Origin of the sequence: Janthinobacterium tructae (assembly GCF_006517255.1) — a bacterium.
GTDB classification, from domain to species: domain Bacteria; phylum Pseudomonadota; class Gammaproteobacteria; order Burkholderiales; family Burkholderiaceae_D; genus Janthinobacterium; species Janthinobacterium tructae.
Genome location: NZ_CP041185.1, coordinates 250102 through 268280, shown reverse-complemented (window position 1 = coordinate 268280; position 18179 = coordinate 250102). Strand labels below are relative to the sequence as shown.

18 protein-coding genes are annotated in these 18179 nt (G+C 63.2%); 5 read left to right on the top strand and 13 right to left on the bottom strand.

Annotated features, from left to right (window positions below):
* Positions 1-2: 2 nt before the first annotated feature.
* The 9 genes from FJQ89_RS01240 to FJQ89_RS01200 all read right to left on the bottom strand — a co-directional run bounded on the left by FJQ89_RS01240 (position 3) and on the right by FJQ89_RS01200 (position 7998).
* Positions 3-1484, bottom strand: coding sequence for a hypothetical protein (locus FJQ89_RS01240; protein ID WP_205704550.1), 1482 nt, complete (start codon positions 1482-1484; stop codon positions 3-5).
* A gap of 104 nt (positions 1485-1588) precedes the next feature.
* On the bottom strand, positions 1589-2935 hold the full coding sequence (locus FJQ89_RS01235; protein ID WP_141168714.1) for a DUF3422 family protein: 1347 nt from the start codon (positions 2933-2935) through the stop codon (positions 1589-1591).
* Positions 2936-3057: 122 nt separating this feature from the next.
* Positions 3058-4266, bottom strand: coding sequence for a multidrug effflux MFS transporter (locus FJQ89_RS01230; RefSeq protein WP_141168713.1), 1209 nt, complete (start codon positions 4264-4266; stop codon positions 3058-3060).
* Positions 4263-4937, bottom strand: a complete 675-nt coding sequence (locus tag FJQ89_RS01225) for a TetR/AcrR family transcriptional regulator (protein ID WP_141168712.1) — start codon at positions 4935-4937, stop codon at positions 4263-4265. The genes FJQ89_RS01230 and FJQ89_RS01225 overlap by 4 nt, the downstream gene beginning before the upstream one ends.
* Before the next feature lie 123 nt (positions 4938-5060).
* Positions 5061-5525, bottom strand: a complete 465-nt coding sequence (locus FJQ89_RS01220; protein WP_205704549.1) for a copper chaperone PCu(A)C — start codon at positions 5523-5525, stop codon at positions 5061-5063.
* A gap of 17 nt (positions 5526-5542) precedes the next feature.
* Complete coding sequence (locus FJQ89_RS01215) at positions 5543-6139, bottom strand: SCO family protein (protein WP_168208321.1); 597 nt, start codon at positions 6137-6139, stop codon at positions 5543-5545.
* A gap of 64 nt (positions 6140-6203) precedes the next feature.
* On the bottom strand, positions 6204-6602 hold the full coding sequence (locus FJQ89_RS01210) for a DUF2946 domain-containing protein (protein WP_243136345.1): 399 nt from the start codon (positions 6600-6602) through the stop codon (positions 6204-6206).
* A gap of 8 nt (positions 6603-6610) precedes the next feature.
* A complete protein-coding gene (locus FJQ89_RS01205) occupies positions 6611-7234 on the bottom strand; it encodes an AraC family transcriptional regulator (RefSeq protein ID WP_141168711.1) in 624 nt (207 codons plus the stop codon).
* A gap of 62 nt (positions 7235-7296) precedes the next feature.
* The gene (locus tag FJQ89_RS01200) at positions 7297-7998 is read right to left on the bottom strand and encodes a Crp/Fnr family transcriptional regulator (protein ID WP_141168710.1); all 702 of its coding nucleotides are present in this window, start codon (positions 7996-7998) and stop codon (positions 7297-7299) included.
* A gap of 113 nt (positions 7999-8111) precedes the next feature.
* Here FJQ89_RS01200 and FJQ89_RS01195 point away from each other — a divergent pair, with 113 nt between their 5' ends.
* Positions 8112-9746, top strand: a complete 1635-nt coding sequence (locus tag FJQ89_RS01195) for an acyl-CoA synthetase (RefSeq protein ID WP_141168709.1) — start codon at positions 8112-8114, stop codon at positions 9744-9746.
* Positions 9747-9756: 10 nt separating this feature from the next.
* Here the strand turns inward: FJQ89_RS01195 and FJQ89_RS01190 are convergent, their stop codons facing one another.
* From FJQ89_RS01190 to FJQ89_RS01180, 3 genes are all read right to left on the bottom strand, one after another.
* Entirely contained in the window at positions 9757-11160 is a 1404-nt protein-coding gene (locus FJQ89_RS01190; protein ID WP_243136343.1) for an MFS transporter, read from the bottom strand.
* Between the two features lie 101 nt (positions 11161-11261).
* Positions 11262-11978, bottom strand: a complete 717-nt coding sequence (locus FJQ89_RS01185) for a ribonuclease T2 family protein (protein WP_141168707.1) — start codon at positions 11976-11978, stop codon at positions 11262-11264.
* A gap of 69 nt (positions 11979-12047) precedes the next feature.
* On the bottom strand, positions 12048-13148 hold the full coding sequence (locus FJQ89_RS01180; protein WP_141168706.1) for a branched-chain amino acid aminotransferase: 1101 nt from the start codon (positions 13146-13148) through the stop codon (positions 12048-12050).
* A 196-nt stretch (positions 13149-13344) separates the two neighbouring features.
* Here FJQ89_RS01180 and FJQ89_RS01175 point away from each other — a divergent pair, with 196 nt between their 5' ends.
* The 4 genes from FJQ89_RS01175 to FJQ89_RS01165 all read left to right on the top strand — a co-directional run bounded on the left by FJQ89_RS01175 (position 13345) and on the right by FJQ89_RS01165 (position 17112).
* Entirely contained in the window at positions 13345-15876 is a 2532-nt protein-coding gene (locus FJQ89_RS01175; RefSeq protein WP_141168705.1) for a PepSY domain-containing protein, read from the top strand.
* Between the two features lie 137 nt (positions 15877-16013).
* Positions 16014-16199, top strand: a complete 186-nt coding sequence (locus FJQ89_RS01170) for a hypothetical protein (RefSeq protein ID WP_141168704.1) — start codon at positions 16014-16016, stop codon at positions 16197-16199.
* Positions 16200-16348: 149 nt separating this feature from the next.
* Positions 16349-16504, top strand: a complete 156-nt coding sequence (locus tag FJQ89_RS27915; RefSeq protein ID WP_168208320.1) for a hypothetical protein — start codon at positions 16349-16351, stop codon at positions 16502-16504.
* A 209-nt stretch (positions 16505-16713) separates the two neighbouring features.
* Positions 16714-17112, top strand: coding sequence for a bacteriohemerythrin (locus FJQ89_RS01165; RefSeq protein WP_071077924.1), 399 nt, complete (start codon positions 16714-16716; stop codon positions 17110-17112).
* 3 nt (positions 17113-17115) lie between these two features.
* On the opposite strand, the gene FJQ89_RS01160 is transcribed toward FJQ89_RS01165, so the two are convergent.
* Positions 17116-17952, bottom strand: a complete 837-nt coding sequence (locus FJQ89_RS01160; RefSeq protein ID WP_141168703.1) for a hypothetical protein — start codon at positions 17950-17952, stop codon at positions 17116-17118.
* Positions 17953-18179 lie beyond the last annotated feature (227 nt).

Below are 18179 nucleotides of genomic sequence, written 5' to 3'. Positions count from 1 at the left end.
CCCTAGAACTCGCGCAAGCGGTCGAACAGCGCCAGCAAGGCCGCCTCGTCGACCAGCGCCGGCCCCAGTTGCTGCGCCAGTTGGGCCAGCAATTCCGCCAGCACCGTATAAATTTCCTCGCGCTCGACCGTCTCGATGATGCTCGTCCGCCGCTCGATCTTGTTGAATTCCGCGACATAGGCGGTGACCATCGCTTCCAGCGCGGCGGCCGCCGCCGTCGCCGCCATGGCGGCATCGATGCCGCGCGTCACGGCCAGCATGTTCTTGTAGGCCAGCGCCGCCTTTTTCGCATACGCAGGGGAAATATGTTCGCGGCCATCCCAGTCGCGGAACGGGTTGAGCAGGTTTTCCGCCAGCCATTCCGGCTTGCGCGCCTTGGTGACCGACAAATCCAGTCCCAGCGCCGCCGCTTTCTTGTAGCCGGCCTTGATGGCCTTGGCGGCATCGGCGGGCAAGCTGGTCAGCCACAGGACCGACAACTGCGGCAATTGCGAGACCGATGGAAACTCCTCCGCCGTGTAAGCGAACAGATCACAGGCGGTGAACATCCGCAACTGAGTCAGCTGCGCAAGGCTGGCCATCTGCGACGCCAGCCCCGGCTTGCCCCAGATACGCAAGGCCGTCAGGTGAGGAAAGCGCTGCGCCACTTGCGCCAGATCGACTTCTTTCATGCCGACCAGCGACAGGCCGCCCAACTGGTCGAGACCGTGGAACGGCGGCAGAGTCTGCTTGCACTGCAGTGTCAGATGGCGGCCATCGGCGCCATCCTTGATGCGCAGCGCCGGCGATGGCGCGCTGCGCAGCGCGAGCAGACCCAAGCCTTTGTTCAAGACCAGGCTGCTGACGCCATCGGGCTGCAGGATCAGGCGTTCCAGGCCGCTGCCGCTGAAATCGAGCGCATGCACCGTCGATGATTGCCAGTCCAGCTCATTAATGAAGGGATTGCCCTGGATAAACTCCATCAAGGCTGGCGTGCCGTGGCTGGTCTCGATGGACATCAGGCAAGGCAGCTGCTCCAGTTCGGACAGGTCACCCAGCGCCTGCAAGACGCTGTCATTGATTTTCGTCGCGTTCTGGCGGAAGACGTGGCCGCCGAGCGTCACTTCACGCTCGCGCGACGCGGCCTTGAACTGCTGGCGCCGCAGCGGATCGATGCGCTCCCAGGTCCGCTGGCGCAGCACGCTGTCGCCCACGTTCCAGCCGCTGCGGTAGCTGTTGACTTCCACATCCACCAGCGGCGCGATATTGCCGACGAGGGTATGGCCAGGCGGCACGTTCGCCGAGGCATAGCAGTGATCGTGACGCTTGTTCCAGAAGGAATAATCGCACAGCAGCGGCCGCATGGCTTGCACGGCGGCCGCATCGGGCAAGGCGTCACCGGCCCAGTCCAGCTCCAGCACGGCAGCTAACGGCCTGGACGATGAAGCATCCTTGACGCGGGTGACCTGGCAAGCCACGTACTGCTGCAACTCGGACGAAAACACACTGTAAACATCTCCAACATTCGGTAGCACGCATTTTCCTTTTCAGAACACCTGACGGTCGAATGTTGAAAGATAGCAAAAATGATAGCGCAGTGTCGTCCCGCTCAGTCAGCGTGCAGCTTGTGATGCATGCGGCGCAGCCCCAGCCACACGCCGGCCGCCACGAACGGCACCAGGGCGCCGACGAGGATTTCCGGGTTCACGGGCAGGCCCAGCACCTTGGCCGCCTTGCCTGTGTAGCTGAACAGGCCGATCACGTAGTACGAAATGGCCGCCACGGACAAGCCTTCCACCGCTTGCTGCAGCTGCAGCTGCTGCGCCGCGCGCGCATTCATCGATTGCAGGATTTGCCTGTTTTGCAATTCCTGCACGATGCCCACGCGCGTGCGCAGCAAGTCATTCGTGTTGGCGATGCGCTGCGCCATCGCTTCCTGGCGGCTGGCCATCGCTTCGCACGTGTTCATGGCAGGCGTCAAACGGCGATCCATGAATTCCTCGACCGTCGGGATGCCCTCGATGCGCTCTTCGCGCAACTCGTCGATACGCGCCTTGACCAGGCCCATGTAGGCTTTCGAGGCGGAAAATCGGTAGCTATTGTCGAGTGACAGCTTCTCAATGCGGGCCGCGAGGCGCGTGATGCGGTCAAGCAAGGCTTGCTCGGCAACGCCCTCGTCAGCCTTGGCAAGGCCAGGCGCGTCGTCCGTATCGACCATGGCGGCGGCCAGGGTCGCCAGTTCGTTTTCGATGGCGTTCAACGATGGCGCCGCCTGCATGGCGTAGGGCAGGCCCAATAAAGCCATCATGCGGTAAGTTTCGATTTCCAGCACGCGTTGCACCAAACGGCCCGACTGCTGCGAGTGCATGCCCGCATCGCGGATAACGAAACGGCTGAAGCCGTCCGACTGGATCGTAAAATCCGTCCACAATTCGCCGCCCTGCAACACTTTGCTGCCGGCCAGGGTATTGCCCTCGAACACACGCGACAAGCCCTGCATGAAAATCTCGGCGGGCTCCGTTGCCTGCTCGAGCACCACGTGGGCGGCCACCATCAGCTTGCCCTTCAAGCCCGCCAGCCACTGCTGCGGCAACTGTTCCAGGGGCATGCGCTCGAACGCCTGTTCCAAAGGCAAGGCGGCGCCCGGATGTTCGGCGAAGGTAAACGTGGCAAATTCCGTATGGCATTCCCATTTCAGGCGGAAGCGGCCAAAGTCGTAATAAAAATACTTGGCTTCAGCGGCGGGCGGCGTGACACCGAAATGCGTGCACAGGGCCGCCAGGGTGGCGTGCTGGGCCGCCATATTCGACGCACCGGGCGCCGCGCTGTCATCCTTGTAGACGGCCAGATGGGTGATCAGCTCGGGAGCATCGAGCTGCAAAAACGGCCGCGAGTGGATTTCCGCAGCCAGCGGCACGCGCAAGGCGTGGTTCAAACTGGAGTTAATCAAGTGCATGATAGCCAAAGGTAAAGTTGCAAAACTGCTTAGACCCGCGAGCGTGCTGTGGCGCCCGCAGCGGGGGTCTGATTGTCACAGTGTAACAAAGCAGGAAGCATGCCACTCTTTTCCAAGGCCCGTCATGTTGTTTTGATAATTGCAGATGCACCCTGCCCCGTCACTTGGCGGCTGCCCAGCCACCAGAATACGGCGGCCAGCACCACGGCAGAAGCCTGTCCCAGCGCCAGCTTGAAGGCACTGTCGAACAGCAACGGTGCGACAAAACCGGACACCAGCGCAAACACCAGCATTTGCACGAAGTTTTGCAGGGAGGCGGCCAGGCCCCGCATCTGCGGGAAGATGTCGAGCGTCGACATGGTCATGCCCGGCAAAGCCAGCGACATGCCAAACGCGTACAGCATCACGGGCACGACGGCGAACGGGATGCTGGCCGCGAACCAGTGGTTGTAAGCGATGTTGAGCGCCCCCGTGGCCGCCATGGCCAGCAAGCCCCAGCGCACCAGCACGGCGCTTTTCACCGCATGGGCCAGCTTGCCCGACAGCGCCGAGCCCAGCACCAGACCCGCCACCATGGGGATGAACATCCAGCCAAACGCCGTTTCCGGCAGACGCAGCAATTCCAGGATGAAATGCGGGGCCGAGGCGATGTACAGGGCAAAGCCGCCAAAGGCAAAGGCCACGGCCAGCGAACGCAAGAGGAATGCCCGGTGGCGCAAGGCCAGCCAGTAATTGCGCGCGATGTTACCTGGGTGAAAAGGCTGGCGTTGCTCGACGGCTAAACTTTCCGGCAAGCCTTTCAAGCAGGCCAGCGCCAGCAGCACGGTGACGGAAAAGGTGAAGACGAACGTCGATTGCCAGCCGTAGGCCACGTGCAGCCAGCCGCCGATGATGGGGGCGATGGCAGGTGCGATGCCGAATACCATCATGATGTTGGCCAGCATCTTTTGCGCGGCCGCGCCCGACAAGGTGTCGCGCACGATGGCTTGCCCGATGACCCTGCCCGCTCCCGCCGAGGCGCCCTGCATGCCGCGGAAGAACAGCAGCCAGCCAAAGCTGGGCGCGAACGCGGCGCCGATGGAGCCGACGGCAAAGATCAGCAGGGATGCCAGGATCACGGGACGGCGGCCGAACGAGTCGGACAAGGTGCCGTAGAACAAGGTCATGAAGGCGTAGGCGGCCAGGTAGACGCTCAGAGTCTGCTGCACCAGCACGCTGCTGACGTCGAAATGCGTGCCGATGGCGGGAAACGATGGCAAGAAAGTATCGGTGGCGAACGGACCCAGCATGGCCAGGCCGGCCAGCACCAGGGTCAGGTTGCGCGCCTTCATGCGCCCGCCTGCACGGTATATTGAAGGCGCATGCCTTCCAGGGCCGCCAGCGAGAATTGCGACACATGACGCGCAATGCCGGCGATGCCCGCCTCGTCATACGTGAGTTCCGGCGCCACCAGTTCATGCACGATGCGCGAACGGGCATAGAACACAGCTTGGCCGATCACGCTGAACACGCATTTCTGCACCACCTCAATCGGCATGGCCGGCCCCACCACACCACGGATCAAGCCCGTGAACAAGGCATGCTGGGGACGCACATTGCGCTCGGCCAGCTTGTGGATGGCGGCCGTGGGCTCGATCAGTTCGCGCGCCACCAGACGGCTGAACAGCGATGCGTGCCCCGAGCGCAGCATGTCGGACACGAGCGCCTCGATGGCCAGGCGCAACTGTTCCACGGGCGGCAGCTGCGCCCGCGCGCTGGCGGCGGCTACCTCGGCGGCCGAAGCCCGCGCCAGTTCGCGCGCATGGTCGAAGGCGGCCAGGTGCAGCTCTTCCTTGCTATGAAAATAGTAATTGACCATCGCCACGTTGACGTGGGCCGCCTCGCATATGCGGCGCACGGAGGCGGCCTTGTAGCCCTCGTCGGCAAACAGGTCCGCCGCCGCCTGCAGGATGCGCGCGCGCGCCGGTTCGCTTTCTTTCTCGTTTTCCTTGTCTTCCGTCATGCCAATCCCATCATTTAAACAACCGTTCAATATTGCCCGACATTGTATCAAACAGCTGTTTAATTTTCAAATGACCGTAAAAAAGCCCGGCGTACCGGGCTTTTCAAGGACGTAGCGGGAAGCTTAGTGCTTCATCGCCGGCATGCTGGCAGCGCCCAGCGGACGGGCCACGGCGGTCACTTCGATGGTTTCGCGGTGCTTGTCCTCGCCTTCGAGCACCAGGGTCAGCGCAATCTTGTCACCCGCCTTCACCTGCCCTTTAAGGTCCAGCAGCATCACGTGGTAGCCGCCCGGCTTCAGTTCCACGGCTTTGCCGGCTGGCAAGGCGATTTCCTTGATCTGGCGCATGCGCATCATATTGTCCGTCATGCTCATTTCATGGATTTCCGCCACGCCCGCCATGGGCGAGCGCACTTCCAGCAGGCGCATGGCTTTCGGCGCCGTGATCTGCATGAAGGCGCCCGTGGCTTTTTGCTGCGGCACGGTGGCGCGTACCCACGGGTCGGTAATCTGCACGGAAGTCTGAGCAGCAGCGGAGAAGGACAGTACGGTCAGGGCCGTGGCCAGCAGGGTTTTCAAATGGGTCATGATCATTTCCTCGGTAGTTATAAGGTGTATTTCGATTTCATCAGGGTCTTGATGTCTTGCACGCACTCGTCGCCCGTCAACTGGTGCTTCAAGCCCAGGCGCATGCGTCCCTCGGTATCGAGCACATAGCTGATGGCCGTGTGGTCCATCGTGTACGAACTGCCGCTCGGCACGCGGCGGTAGAAGACCTTGTAATTGAAGGCCGTCTGCGCCGTCGCCTGCGGGTCCGTGCGCAAGCCCAGGAAGCTGGGGTCGAAGGCGCGCATGTACTCGCCCAGCAAGGCGGGTGTGTCGCGTTCGGGATCGATGCTGATGAAGATCACTTGCAGTTTATCCCCATCGGCGCCCAGTTTCTGGCGGATTTCGAGCGCGCGCGACAGGGCCGTCGGACAGACGTCCGGGCATTGCGTAAAGCCAAAGAAGACCATCACATACTTGCCCTTGAAATCGGCCAGGGTATACAGCTTGCCGTCGGGGCCGCTCAATTTGAAGTCGGGCTTGTAATCGCCTCCCGTCAAATCGAGGCCATTGTAATGGGGTTTCGGTGCTTGTTCGCAGGCGGCAAGCGTAAGCAATCCCGCCGTGCCGGCGAGAAGGAAAAGACGACGTTTCATGGTAATTCCAGCCCGATGGGCGTAGTTGAGACAAGTTAGGACGTAGAAGGCGTGACTGGTGCGTTCAGGCAGCCAAAGGCGGGCCGCGCGGGCTGGCGCCCAGCCACGCAAACTGGGGCTGCGGCGCTTGGTAAAACAAGGGCGGATAGTGGTCGTGGCCCATGATGACGGCCAGCGGCGAGGATGACGATGGCGGCAAGGCCACGCTGCCCGCATGGCTCATGCAGAACGGGCAATGCTCGATGTGGTGCAGTACGGAATCGGTAGTGGATTTGGCGGCCGGCGCCAGGTCCGCTTGCGTATAAACGGCGCCGCTGGCCGAGCAGATCTCGACGGCAGCGCTGTTCGCGTTCGCGTGCAGCGAGGCAAACGCATACGACAGGGACGGCGACAACGCATTGAGCAGTATCGCCAGGCAGGCGAACCACATATGCCACTGTTTGCGCTTCAATAAAGATCCCATGGCCCCGATTATAGCGGAGTATGGCTTTCGCGTAGCGCAGGCGCGCCCGCTTGTCCCCGCAGGAACAGGCTGGGGCGCACGCCCGCCACGTCCACGCAGGCGTCGCAAAACGCGGGGATCGAGGCGAAACCGGAGCCGGCCGCCACTTGTGCCAGGTCGCGCTCGCCACCTTCGCCATCGGAGCCCGCTTGCGCCGCCGTGTGCAGCGCATGCGCCAGGCGCTGTTCGCGCACCAGGCTGAGCAATGCCTCGCCCTCGGCAAACAGGCGTGCGCGGGCCTTGTGCGGCGTCACTTGCCACAGGGCCGCCAGGCGCGCCGCCGTCCATTTGCCTTGCGGCGTATCAAAGATGTGCTGCGCCAGCGCCTGGCTCCAGCGCTTGCCGCCGCCGTGGCCGCCATCCGGCTCGTCGCCTTCCAGCGCCAGGGTGAACACGGCCGGCTTGCCCCGTCCCGGCATCACGTCGCAGGCGAAGCGCAAAAAAGCGGGCACGACAAAACTGTCGCCGCTGCCCAGTTTCTTGGTCGTGATTTCATTGTGCAAGGTGACAAAACCCTGACGCACGGTGACGCGCAGCCGGAGCGGAAAACGCAAGCCCAGCAAGTACAAGGGATGATCGGAAACGAGGGCCATGCGTCAGGTTAATGTGGTGAACGAGCCGCCAGCATGCCACACATCAGGAAAGCAGTCTGTCATCACAGCGACGCCACGCCATAGCGGCGCAAGCCGTCGAGGTCCACCACGCGGATGGATTGGTAGGCGATGCTGATCAGTTTCAGTTCGGCCAGGCGGCCCAGGGCCAGGTTCACCCGTTGGCGCGAAATGCCGGTCAGCAAGCCAATTTCTTCCTGCGACAGCTCAAGCACGCTGGAGGTACGCGGATATAGCATGGGGTGGAACAGCTGCGCAATCGCTTGCGCCACTTGCGCGTCGACGGCCAGCAGGCGCTGGTTCTGGATGGTGGCGATGAATTGCCCCATGCGTTCGTTCAGCTGGCGGATGACGAAGGCGTTAAAGGAAAGGCTCTCGGCCAGCAGCAGGTGAAACAGGTCCACCGGCACCAGGATGATGTTTGCGGCGCGCACGGCCACCACGTCGTAGCGGCGCAGTTCGCGCTTGAGCACGCTGCCCTCGCCGCACCAGCCGCCGGCCGGCACGCCGGAAAACGTGGCGCCGCGCCCATCGGCGTTGTAGACGGCCAGCTTGATCAAGCCCGTGTGCACGCCTATCCAGTGCGCCGACGGTTCGCCGCGCCGCGTGATGAAGGCCCCCGCCTCGTAATGGCGGAGCACGCTGCCGGCGCGCAACAGGGCCTGATGCCGCGCATCGAGGGCCGTGAACCAGTCATGGCTATCGAGTTCCGGCACCGCACGGTCTACACTATCGTTGCTATCCATTCCATCCTTCAGTTGTCACTAAGATGACAGTGATTTTCCAGCACCGGTGCTATGCTAACCGGTATCAATCCCGAAACAGGGAGCTACAGAATTTTATTTAACAGGAGACAAGCATGACACCTGATTTCAATACCGGCCTCGACAAAAACAGCGCCAACTACGCCGCCCTCACCCCGCTCGACTATATCGCCAGGGCAGCGGCAGTATATGGCAATCGCCTGGCAATTGCACATGGCGCCGTGCGGCAGACCTGGCGCGAAACCTATGCGCGTACGCGCCGCCTGGCCTCCGGCCTCATCAAGCTGGGCGTGGGCACGGGCGACACGGTGGCCGTGATGCTGCCGAACACGCCCGCCATGGTGGAAGCGAGTTTTGGCGTGCCCATGGCCGGCGCCGTCCTCAACGCCCTGAATATCCGCCTCGACCTGGCGGCGCTGACCTTCATGCTGCGCCATGGCCACGCAAAAGTCTTGCTGGCCGACACGGAATTTGCCGGGCTGGCACGCCAGATGGCGGCGCAGATTCCGGGCCTGCGCGTGATCCAGGTCAATGACGTGCTGGGACCGGAAGTCGAGGCCTTTTCCGACCTCGACTACGAAAGCTTGCTGGCCAGTGGCGACCCCGATTACGACTGGCAGCCGCCTGCCGACGAGTGGGACGCCATCGCCCTCAACTACACGTCCGGCACCACGGGGGACCCGAAAGGCGTGGTCTACCACCACCGCGGCGCGGCCCTGAATGCCCTGTCGAATATCTTAGAGTGGGACATGCCCAAGCATGCCGTGTATTTATGGACATTGCCGATGTTCCACTGCAATGGCTGGTGCTTCCCGTGGACCATTGCCGCGCGCGCCGGCGTCAACGTGTGTCTGCGCAAGTTCGAACCGAAACTGGTGTTCGACCTGATGCGCGAATTGCGCATCACCCACTATTGCGCGGCACCCATCGTGCACGCAGCCCTGGCCAACGCGCCCGCCAACTGGCGCGAGGGAATCGACTGGACCGTGCGCGGCATGGTAGCCGGCGCGCCGCCGCCGGCCGCCATGGTGGCGAAGATCGAAGCCATGGGCTTTGACTTGATCCACTCGTATGGCTTGACGGAAGTGTACGGCCCCGCCGCCATCTGCGCCGAGCAGGACGAGTGGGCGGCCTTGAGCCAGGAAGAGCGCGCCGTATTAAAGTCGCGCCAGGGCGTGCGCTACCACTTGCAAAGCGCCGTCGCCGTGATCGACCCGGAAACCATGCAGCATGTGGCGGCCGATGGCGAACAGATCGGCGAGATCATGTTCCGAGGCAACATCTGCATGAAGGGTTACCTGAAGAATGAAAGGGCGACGCAGGAAGCCTTCGCCGGTGGCTGGTTCCACACGGGCGACCTTGGCGTGATGTATCCGGACGGCTATATCAAGCTGAAGGACCGCAGCAAGGACATCATCATTTCCGGTGGCGAGAATATTTCCAGCGTGGAAGTGGAAGACGCGCTGTACCACCACCCGCAAGTGCTGGCCGCCGCCGTCATCGCCCAGCCGGACGAAAAATGGGGCGAGACGCCATGCGCCTTCGTCGAACTGCGCGAAGGTGCCAGCGTGACGGAAGCGGAATTGATCGCCTTCTGCAAGAACAACCTGGCCGGTTTCAAGGTGCCGAAAGCCATTTATTTCGGCCCCCTGCCCCGCACGTCCACCGGCAAGATCCAGAAGTTCGAATTGCGCAAGCGCATGCAGTCGGACAAGGCCATCGACGTCTGACACCTGCAGGTCAGTCGCGCTTGCCGGCCAGCCACGCCGGCTGCGCCACCACCAGACGCGCAAAGCTGGCGACGCTGGCCACGGCGGCAAACCCTGCCGCCAGGCACAGCGCATACGTCGTGCCTTTGGCTGCGGAAACCGTGAAGCAATACGCGACCAGCGCCGCGCCCGTGGCTTGGCCGATCAGGCGCGAGGTGGCGACCACGCCGCTGGCGCCGCCTGCGCGCTCGGGCGGCGCGCTGCCCATGATGGCTTTCAGATTGGGGGCCTGGAAGAAGCCGAAACCGATGCCGCACAAGGCCATGCGCCAGCCGATGTCAAACGCGCTGGGGTGGGCCGGTATCCACACCAGTGTCAGCAAACCGCCGGCCAGCGCGGCCAGGCCGATGCCGCCCAGCACGCCCGGCGAGTAACGGTCGCTGAGGCGCCCGGCCACGGGCGCCATCACGGCCACCAGCACGGCCCACGGCGTCATCAAAAAACCCGTTTCGACGGGCGAACGGCCCAGCGTCACTTCAAAATAGAACGGCAGCGAGACGAACGCCAGTCCCTGCGCGGCAAAGGTGCAGATGGCCGTCAGCGAAGACAGCAAAAACAGGGGGCGGCGGAACAGATCGATCGGCAGCATGGGCGCCGCATGTCCCGCCTGGCGGCGCAGCAACAGGACAAAGAACACGGCCACGGCCACCAGTTCCGCCAGCAGGACGGCGCCGGACGCGTGATGGGCGGCGTCGCCGAACAGCAAGATGAGCAAGCCAAAGGCGCCCACGTTGTACAGCGCCGTGCGCGTATCGAGCGTGTGGCCGGACAATTTGGTGGCCGGCAGCATGCGGCTGGCGAGGAAGAAGCCCGCCACGCCCAGCGGCACATTGATGGCGAACAGCCACGGCCACGACGCCGTCGCCAGGATCAGCGAGGCGGCCGTGGGGCCGATGGCGAACGCGACAGCCACCACCAGCGCATTGTTGCCGAATGCACGTCCCAGCAAATGTTTCGGATACAGGGCGCGCAGCAGCGCCGTATTGACGCTCATCATGGCGCTGGCGCCGACGCCTTGAAACAGCCTCGCCACCACCAGCGACGGCAGGGACCAGGCCAGCGCACAGGCGAGCGACGCCAGGGTAAATAACAGCATGCCGGAGATAAACACGCGACGGTAGCCGGCGATTTCGCCGAGGGCGGAAAACGGCAGCAGGGTCGCCACCATCGCCAGCTGGTACACGTTGACGATCCAGACGGAAGCGGCCGGCGTCGTGTGCAGCTCGCTGGCGATGGCCGGCAAGGCCGTGTTGGCGATCGCCGTATCGAGCGAGGCCATGCCCACGCCGATGGCCAGCGCCAGCATGGCCCATAAACGGGCGCCGGGCGGCAAGCCGTCCTCACCCACCATCACGGCTTGCGTTTGCTGCTGCATAGACCGCTGCATAGACTGCCGCATAAAAACACTACCTGTTCATCTTGCTAATCCGGGCAATACACTAGCATGGATGAAAGAAAGCTGCAGGAGCGGCAAGCTTACTTCTGGCAGTCGATGACCTTGAAATCCTTCGAGTAGCAGATGCGCAGCTCGCCCGAGTGCTTTTCATAGCCGAGCCAGCGGCCCTTCAGTTGCGGGTTGTGCTGCTTCATCCACTGGAACAGTTCATTTTTCGGCATGGTGCTGTCCGGTAACTTCAATGCCTGGAACAGTTCGCGTTCCTTCTCGAAATACTGCTTGGCCGTGTCGAAATCGCAGGCGCCATGCTTTTCCCATTCGCCTTGCAACAAGGCTTCGCCCGGCTGCATGCACATGTAGGGCAGGATCTCCGACGGCGCCAGCTTGGGCAAATTGCCCTTGCAATAGCGCGGATGCATGTCCGTCTTGCGCGGTGGCGTCACGGAAATGTCTTCACACGTGGCGGGATTGGCCGACTGCGCCCACAGGCCATGCACGATCCAGCCGAACTGATTGCTCTCGGCGCACTGGAAGGCGGCCTTCTTCGACACTGCGCCGCGGCGGCGCTGGCTGTCGCAAAAGCCTGGCGACCACGACAGCGCCAGCATGAAGTAATCGGTAGGCACGTTGGTGCTTTGCTTGTAGCAGGTGTTTTTCTCGTCCGACGGTTTGACGTCGTAATCGACATAACTGACGTTGCGCGGAATGGCGCAGGTGGCGTCGGCCGCGTGGACGGCGCCAGCGGACAAGCTGAGGAAAACGGCGGCCAGCGCGGGCACAACAGTTCGAAATTGCATCAAGTTTCCTTTTCAGAATATAAAACGCCGGCAACTGCGTGCCGGCGCGGTATCAATCAAGCAAGTTGATCAGCAAACCTTGTGCATCCAGCCGTGGGTATCCGGTGCCGTGCCATGCTGCAAGCCCAGCAGCGCTTCGCGCAGGGCCAGCGTGACGGCGCCGTTTTCATTGTTGTTGATGGTCATTTCAAAGCCATTCGCCTTGGCCACGCCCACGGGCGTGATGACGGCGGCCGTGCCGCAGGCGAACACTTCGGTCATGCGTCCCGAAGCGATGTCGTCGCGCCATTGCTGGACGGACAACTTACGCTCCTCCGTCGCATAACCGAGGTCTTTCGCCATTTCCAGCAGGCTGCGGCGGGTGATGCCTGGCAGTAAAGTGCCCGTCAGTTCCGGCGTCACGACCGTGATTTTCTCGCCATCCTTGTAGACGAAGAACAAATTCATGCCGCCCATTTCTTCAATGAATTCGCGGTGCACGGCGTCGAGCCACACAACCTGGTCGCAGCCCTTCTCTTGCGCTTGCGACTGGGCCATGAGGCTGGCCGCGTAGTTGCCTGCGCACTTGGCTTCACCGGTGCCGCCGGGCGCGGCGCGCACGAAGTCTTCGCTGATCCACACGGTGACGGGCTTCACGCCTTTCGGGAAATAGGCGCCGGCCGGCGAGGCGAACAGCACGAACAGGTATTCTTCCGATGGGCGCACGCCCAGGTAAGGATCGGTGGCAATCATCAGCGGACGCATGTACAAGCTTTCGCCCGTGTTCTTCGGCACCCAGTTGCGGTCTTGCGCAATGAGCGCATCGCCCGCTTCCAGGAACAGCTCGACAGGAATGGCCGGCATGGCCAGGCGTGCGGCGCTGCGGTTGAAGCGCTCGGCATTCTGTTCTGGACGGAAAGTCTTGATGCTGCCATCAGGCTGGGCAAACGCTTTATAGCCTTCGAAGATGGCCTGGCCGTAATGCAGCGATGAAGCGGACGGGTCCAGCATCAAGGGGCCATAAGCCTTCAGTTCACCTTGCTGCCACTTGCCGTCACGGTAAGGAATCACCACCATGTGGTCGGTGAAGATGCGGCCGAAGGCGGGATTGACCATGCGCGCGGCGCGCTCGGCGTCGGACAAGGGGTGGGCGGACGGGGTGACGACGAGATTCGGTGTGGAAGTGGTCATGGCGGCAATGGAAACTAGTGAACAGTATCCCTATTGTAGCGCCTATAGCGGCCAATCAGGCAAACGAGGATGACCCCCGCCCCGCGAAAACAGCGCGCCATCATTTGCGAATGATTCTCGTTTGCGTTACTATATCAGCCTTCTCTTCCCCGCCATGCCTGATGCCCTGCATGGCAGCGCTATCGAAAGCCGCTTCATGACGACCTCCTCCCTGCCACAACCCCTGCCGCGCGCCAGCGTCGACGATGCGCCGCAGACTCGCCAGCAGCGCCAGCTTGCCGCCCCGCAACGACGGCGCTGGCACTGGAGCTGGAAGCAGGTCTGGTTTCAATTGCATTGGTTCATCGGCATCACGGCCGGCACGGTGCTGGTGATCATCGGCCTGAGCGGCGCCACCCTGGCCTTCAAGGATGAATTGCTCGACGTCATGAACCCCGGCGTGCGCCATGTGCCCGTGGAAACACGCGCGCCGCTGACGCCGGCCCAGCTGAGCAACATTGCCGCCGCCGAACACGGCCAGCGCGTGGCCTCCATCACCATCTATGCGCAGGCTGGCGCGGCGCCACGCCTGTTCTTCGCGCCAAAGAACGGCCAGCGGCGCGGCGCGTCCATTTATGTGCACCCGTACACGGGCGCGACCCAGCCGGCGCTGGCGGGAGCGGAATTTTTCGAGTGGACGGAGTCGCTGCACCGCTGGCTGCTGTTGCCGCGCGATCCGGGCCGCCAAGTGGCGGGCGCGCTGGCCCTGTGCCTGCTGGGCCTGGCACTCTCAGGCCTGTACCTGCGCTGGCCCCGCCGTCCGCTGGACTGGCGTACCTGGCTGACCTTCGATCCTGCATTAAAAGGCCGCTCGTTTTTGTGGAATCTGCACGCCGTGGCCGGCACCTGGTGCCTGGTCGTGTACGTGGCGCTGACCCTGACGGGCATTTACTGGAGCTATGACGTGGTGCGCGACAATATCGATGCCTGGGCCGGCAAGCCGCCGCGGGCGGCGCAAGCACCGGGCAAGAAAGGCGCGCCGAAAGAGCCATCGCCGGCCGTTGACATCGGCCTGGCCTGGAGCAGCTTCCAGCAACACGCCCCCGGCTGGACCCTGGCCACGCTGCGCCTGCCCGTGCGCGCCGGCGAAGCCGTGCAATTCACGTGGCTGGCCAGCGATGCGCCACACGAGCGGGCGCGCAGCCGCATGAGCATTGCCCCGGCCGACGGCACGCTCACGGAAAACGAGCCGTACAGCCGGCAGGCGCTGGGCGCGCGCCTCGTCAACATCATTTATCCGCTGCACATGGGCACGTATTTCGGCTTGCCAGGCCGCATCATCGTCACCCTCGCCAGCCTGGGCCTGCCCCTGTTCGCCATCACGGGCTGGATGTTGTACCTGGGCCGCCGCAAGGCCAAGCGCGCTGTGCAGGCGCAGCGGGCTCTGCTGGCTGATATTGCGGGCAAGCAAGATATTGGCTTGCCCACTCTGGTGGCCTACGCCAGCCAGTCGGGCCAGGCCGAGCGCCTGGCCCTGGAAAGCGCGCGCGCCCTGCAGCAGGCTGGCGTGGCCGTCGATGTGCAGTCGCTGGAGCGCTTTGATCCCGCGCAATTGCGCCAGTACGAGCGGGCCCTGATCGTCGCCAGCACCTTTGGCGAAGGCGAAGCGCCGGACGGCACGCGCCGCTTCGCGCGCCTGCTGCAGCAAACGACGGGCACGCCGCTGGCAGGCCTGGAAGTGGGCATGCTGGCCCTGGGCGACCGCCATTACAGCGACTTCTGCGGCTTCGGCCATGCGCTGGAGCGCCAATTGCGCGCGCTGGGCGCCACGCCTTTGTTCCCCCTGATCGAAGTGGACAAGCACGACCCCGCCGCCCTGGCCGACTGGTCGCAAGCGCTGGCCCGTTGCAGCGGCAGCGCCATCGACGCCATCGGCGTGCAGGAACAGGCATCATACGAAGACTGGCGTTTGCTGCGCCGCGTGCTGCTCAACCCTGGCAGCCTGGGCGGCGAACTGCATGAAATCACCTTGACGGGTCCGGCCGGCGCCACCTGGGAAGCGGGCGCGCTGGCGGTAATCATCGGATGCAACGCGGACGGCAGCGAGGGTGACGCGCACGGTGCGCAACATGCACCGCGCAGCTACTCGCTCGCTTCGCTGCCATCGGATGGCGAACTGCAGTTGCTGGTGCGCCAGGAGCGCCATGCGGGCAGCGAAAACGAGGGCCAGGGCATTTGTTCCGGCTGGCTCACGCGCTTCGCCCCGCCGGGCGCCACCATCCGCCTGCGCCTGCAAGCCAATCCCGCGTTCGCCCCTGCCCTGGTCGACGTGCCCTGCATTTATATCGGCAACGGTTCCGGCCTGGCGGGCCTGCGTGCGCACCTGCGCGCGCGCCAACGGGCGGGTCTGGCCCGCAACTGGCTGCTGTTCGGCGAGCGGCAGCAAGCTTTTGACAGTGTCTGCGGCGAAGAGTTGCAAGGCTGGCTGGACGCTGGCCACCTGGCGCGCCTGGACCGTGTCTTTTCGCGCGATGGTGACGAAGGTGGCAAACGTGAATACGTGCAGGACCGCCTGCGCAGCAGCACGGATGAACTGCGCGACTGGCTGGCGCAAGGCGCCATCGTCTACGTATGCGGCAGCCTGCAAGGCATGGCGGCAGGAATCGATGCTGTGCTGCAAGAAGTGCTGGGCCAGGAAGGCCTCGACGCCCTGCTGGCGGCGGGACGCTACCGCCGCGACGTGTATTGATCTGCCTCAGCACATTGCCAGCACCGCCCGGCTATGTGGGCGGGCGCACAGTCAGCGCCAGCCATCGGACTAGAGTGGGGACATCGCGGCCTGGGGACATACCCGCGCCGCACCACCCACTATCTGCGAGGCACCCCATGAAAAACCCCTGGATGAGCATGTACCTGAGCGCCGCCAACCGCATCGCCAACACGGCGCGCGGCCACGCCACGGCCGCGGTCAAGCGTGAAGCGGCAAAAAATACACGGCAGTTGACGCAAGTGTGGTTCGATTCCTTCCTGCCGCCAGCTGCCAAGCCACGGCGCAGCCGCAAGGCCAAATAAGCCCCTGGCAACAGGTGAACTGGTGCGGTGCATCACAGCAATTAGTTGACGTCTCAATCAGATGAACTAAACTGCAAGCATGGTAGTACATAGGAAGTGACCGGCAGGCCCCGCATCCCCGCGCGCCACCGGGACACCGGGAGACGACCATGTTGACGCTCAAAGTGCTGGCCTGCCTTGCCTTGTCGGCCTTGCTGCTGGTGCCCCTCGTACTGCGCGACGCGATGCAGACGTCGGCCGTGCAGCAGATGCAGGTACCGAATGTAGACGCACAAGCTCTCTGGGCCCGCTGGCCCAAGCATTAAAAAGCGCGGCGGCACTCGGTAACTCGGCGCATCATTAAAACCGCTTTATTGCGGATGGTGATTTGTTCCCCGTTTCCTTCATTTCTCAGTGCCTCAACCTTCCCCCTCTTCACCATATTTTTGATCCAGATCATGGATTTCCCCCTACGCTGCGGCCACACTGGAACAGTCCGCTTCACATCGCGACGGACTTAACCGGGAGCATCGGCATGGGTATATCGGCTTGGAAAGATGAGATGGCGCTGGGCGTTCCGGCCATCGACGAGGCACATGAGGCGCTGTTTCAGGAGCTGGCGCGGCTGGGCCAGTTGAGCGACCAGCATTTCAGCGTGGCGTTTCGCGAGCTGATTGCGGCCGTCGAGCGCGATTTCCGCGAGGAAGAGGATTTGATGGAACAAATCGCCTTCCCCTCGCTGGCGAATCACCGGGAACAGCATGCGCGCGTGCTCAGCGGCTTGCACCATGCGTGGGCCGCCGTCGATGAAGGCGACCTGGAACAGGGACGCCATGCGCTGTCGCTGCTGCCGCAATGGCTGATCTTCCACCAGGCCACCATGGATCTGGCCCTGGCGGCGGCGCTGGAGCTGGTGCAGCGCCAGCCCAACTAGCCGCTACAGCAGCAGCACCGTGGCTTGCTCGGGCAGGACGACGCGGTAGTGTCCCGGGTATTTGTCTTCGCCGTCGAAAATCTTGCAAAACACGGGCTGATTGATGTCGTTGACGGCCGGTTCATTCATGGGCAAGGTGGCGATCATTTGCTCGCCATCCATCAGCTGCAAAGCACCGCCCCGCTCGCTCGCGCAAAAGGCCAGCGATTGCACATCGCTGGCGAATGGCCGCTTGTACCACGGCGTGATGGCCCGCACGGCGCGCCGCGCATCGTGCAGGACTTGCCCCACACGCGTGACATTCCACGCGTCGCGTGCCACGGACGGCTGGAGCACGATATTGGCCGTCAGCTCGCCCCTGCCCTTGTTCACCAGGAAAGTGCCATCTTGCGCGGCGATGTCGTCGTTGAGCGGCACGACAAACACGCCGCCGGCAGACACCTTGATCGGCACGGCAGCGCCATTGCCTTGCAGGGCCACGCGCACATCGTCGATGGTGGCGCTGAGCTTGGCGGGAATCAGGCGCAGGGCCATGACCACGCTGCCGCTCGACACTTGCCACACTTTCCTGGCCGTCAGATAACTCTCGCGGTAAGCCATGAAACGGATGCGCGGCGCCTTGGCGTCGCTATTGGCCGTGATCGTCACCGTTTGCGATGGCAAGGCGTCCTCTGCGGGCGCCGCCGCCGACGCAACAGATGTGGCGGATGCGGCATCCATGGCGGGCGGCACGCTGGCGCTGTGCAGCGGCGCGGGAACAGCCAGCGGCGGCGCGTGTTCCTGGGCTTGCCCCAGCGACACGACACACAACCATCCGGCACAAGCGATCCATGTACGCATGCATTTCTTTCAATGAGGAAAATATTTTATCAGCGCCTGCATTATCGCAGAAGGCCGGACGATGCGCCTCCATTGGCCTGTCGCACTATGTTGGTGGACACGCTTGATTATTTGGCAAATACCATCTATATTGATAATGATTCTTATTCACTAAAGTGAGGGGAATCGCGCGCCCTTCTTTTCCACTGCCCGACCGCGCCGGGCCTTGCGGTGGAACTGCTATCCAA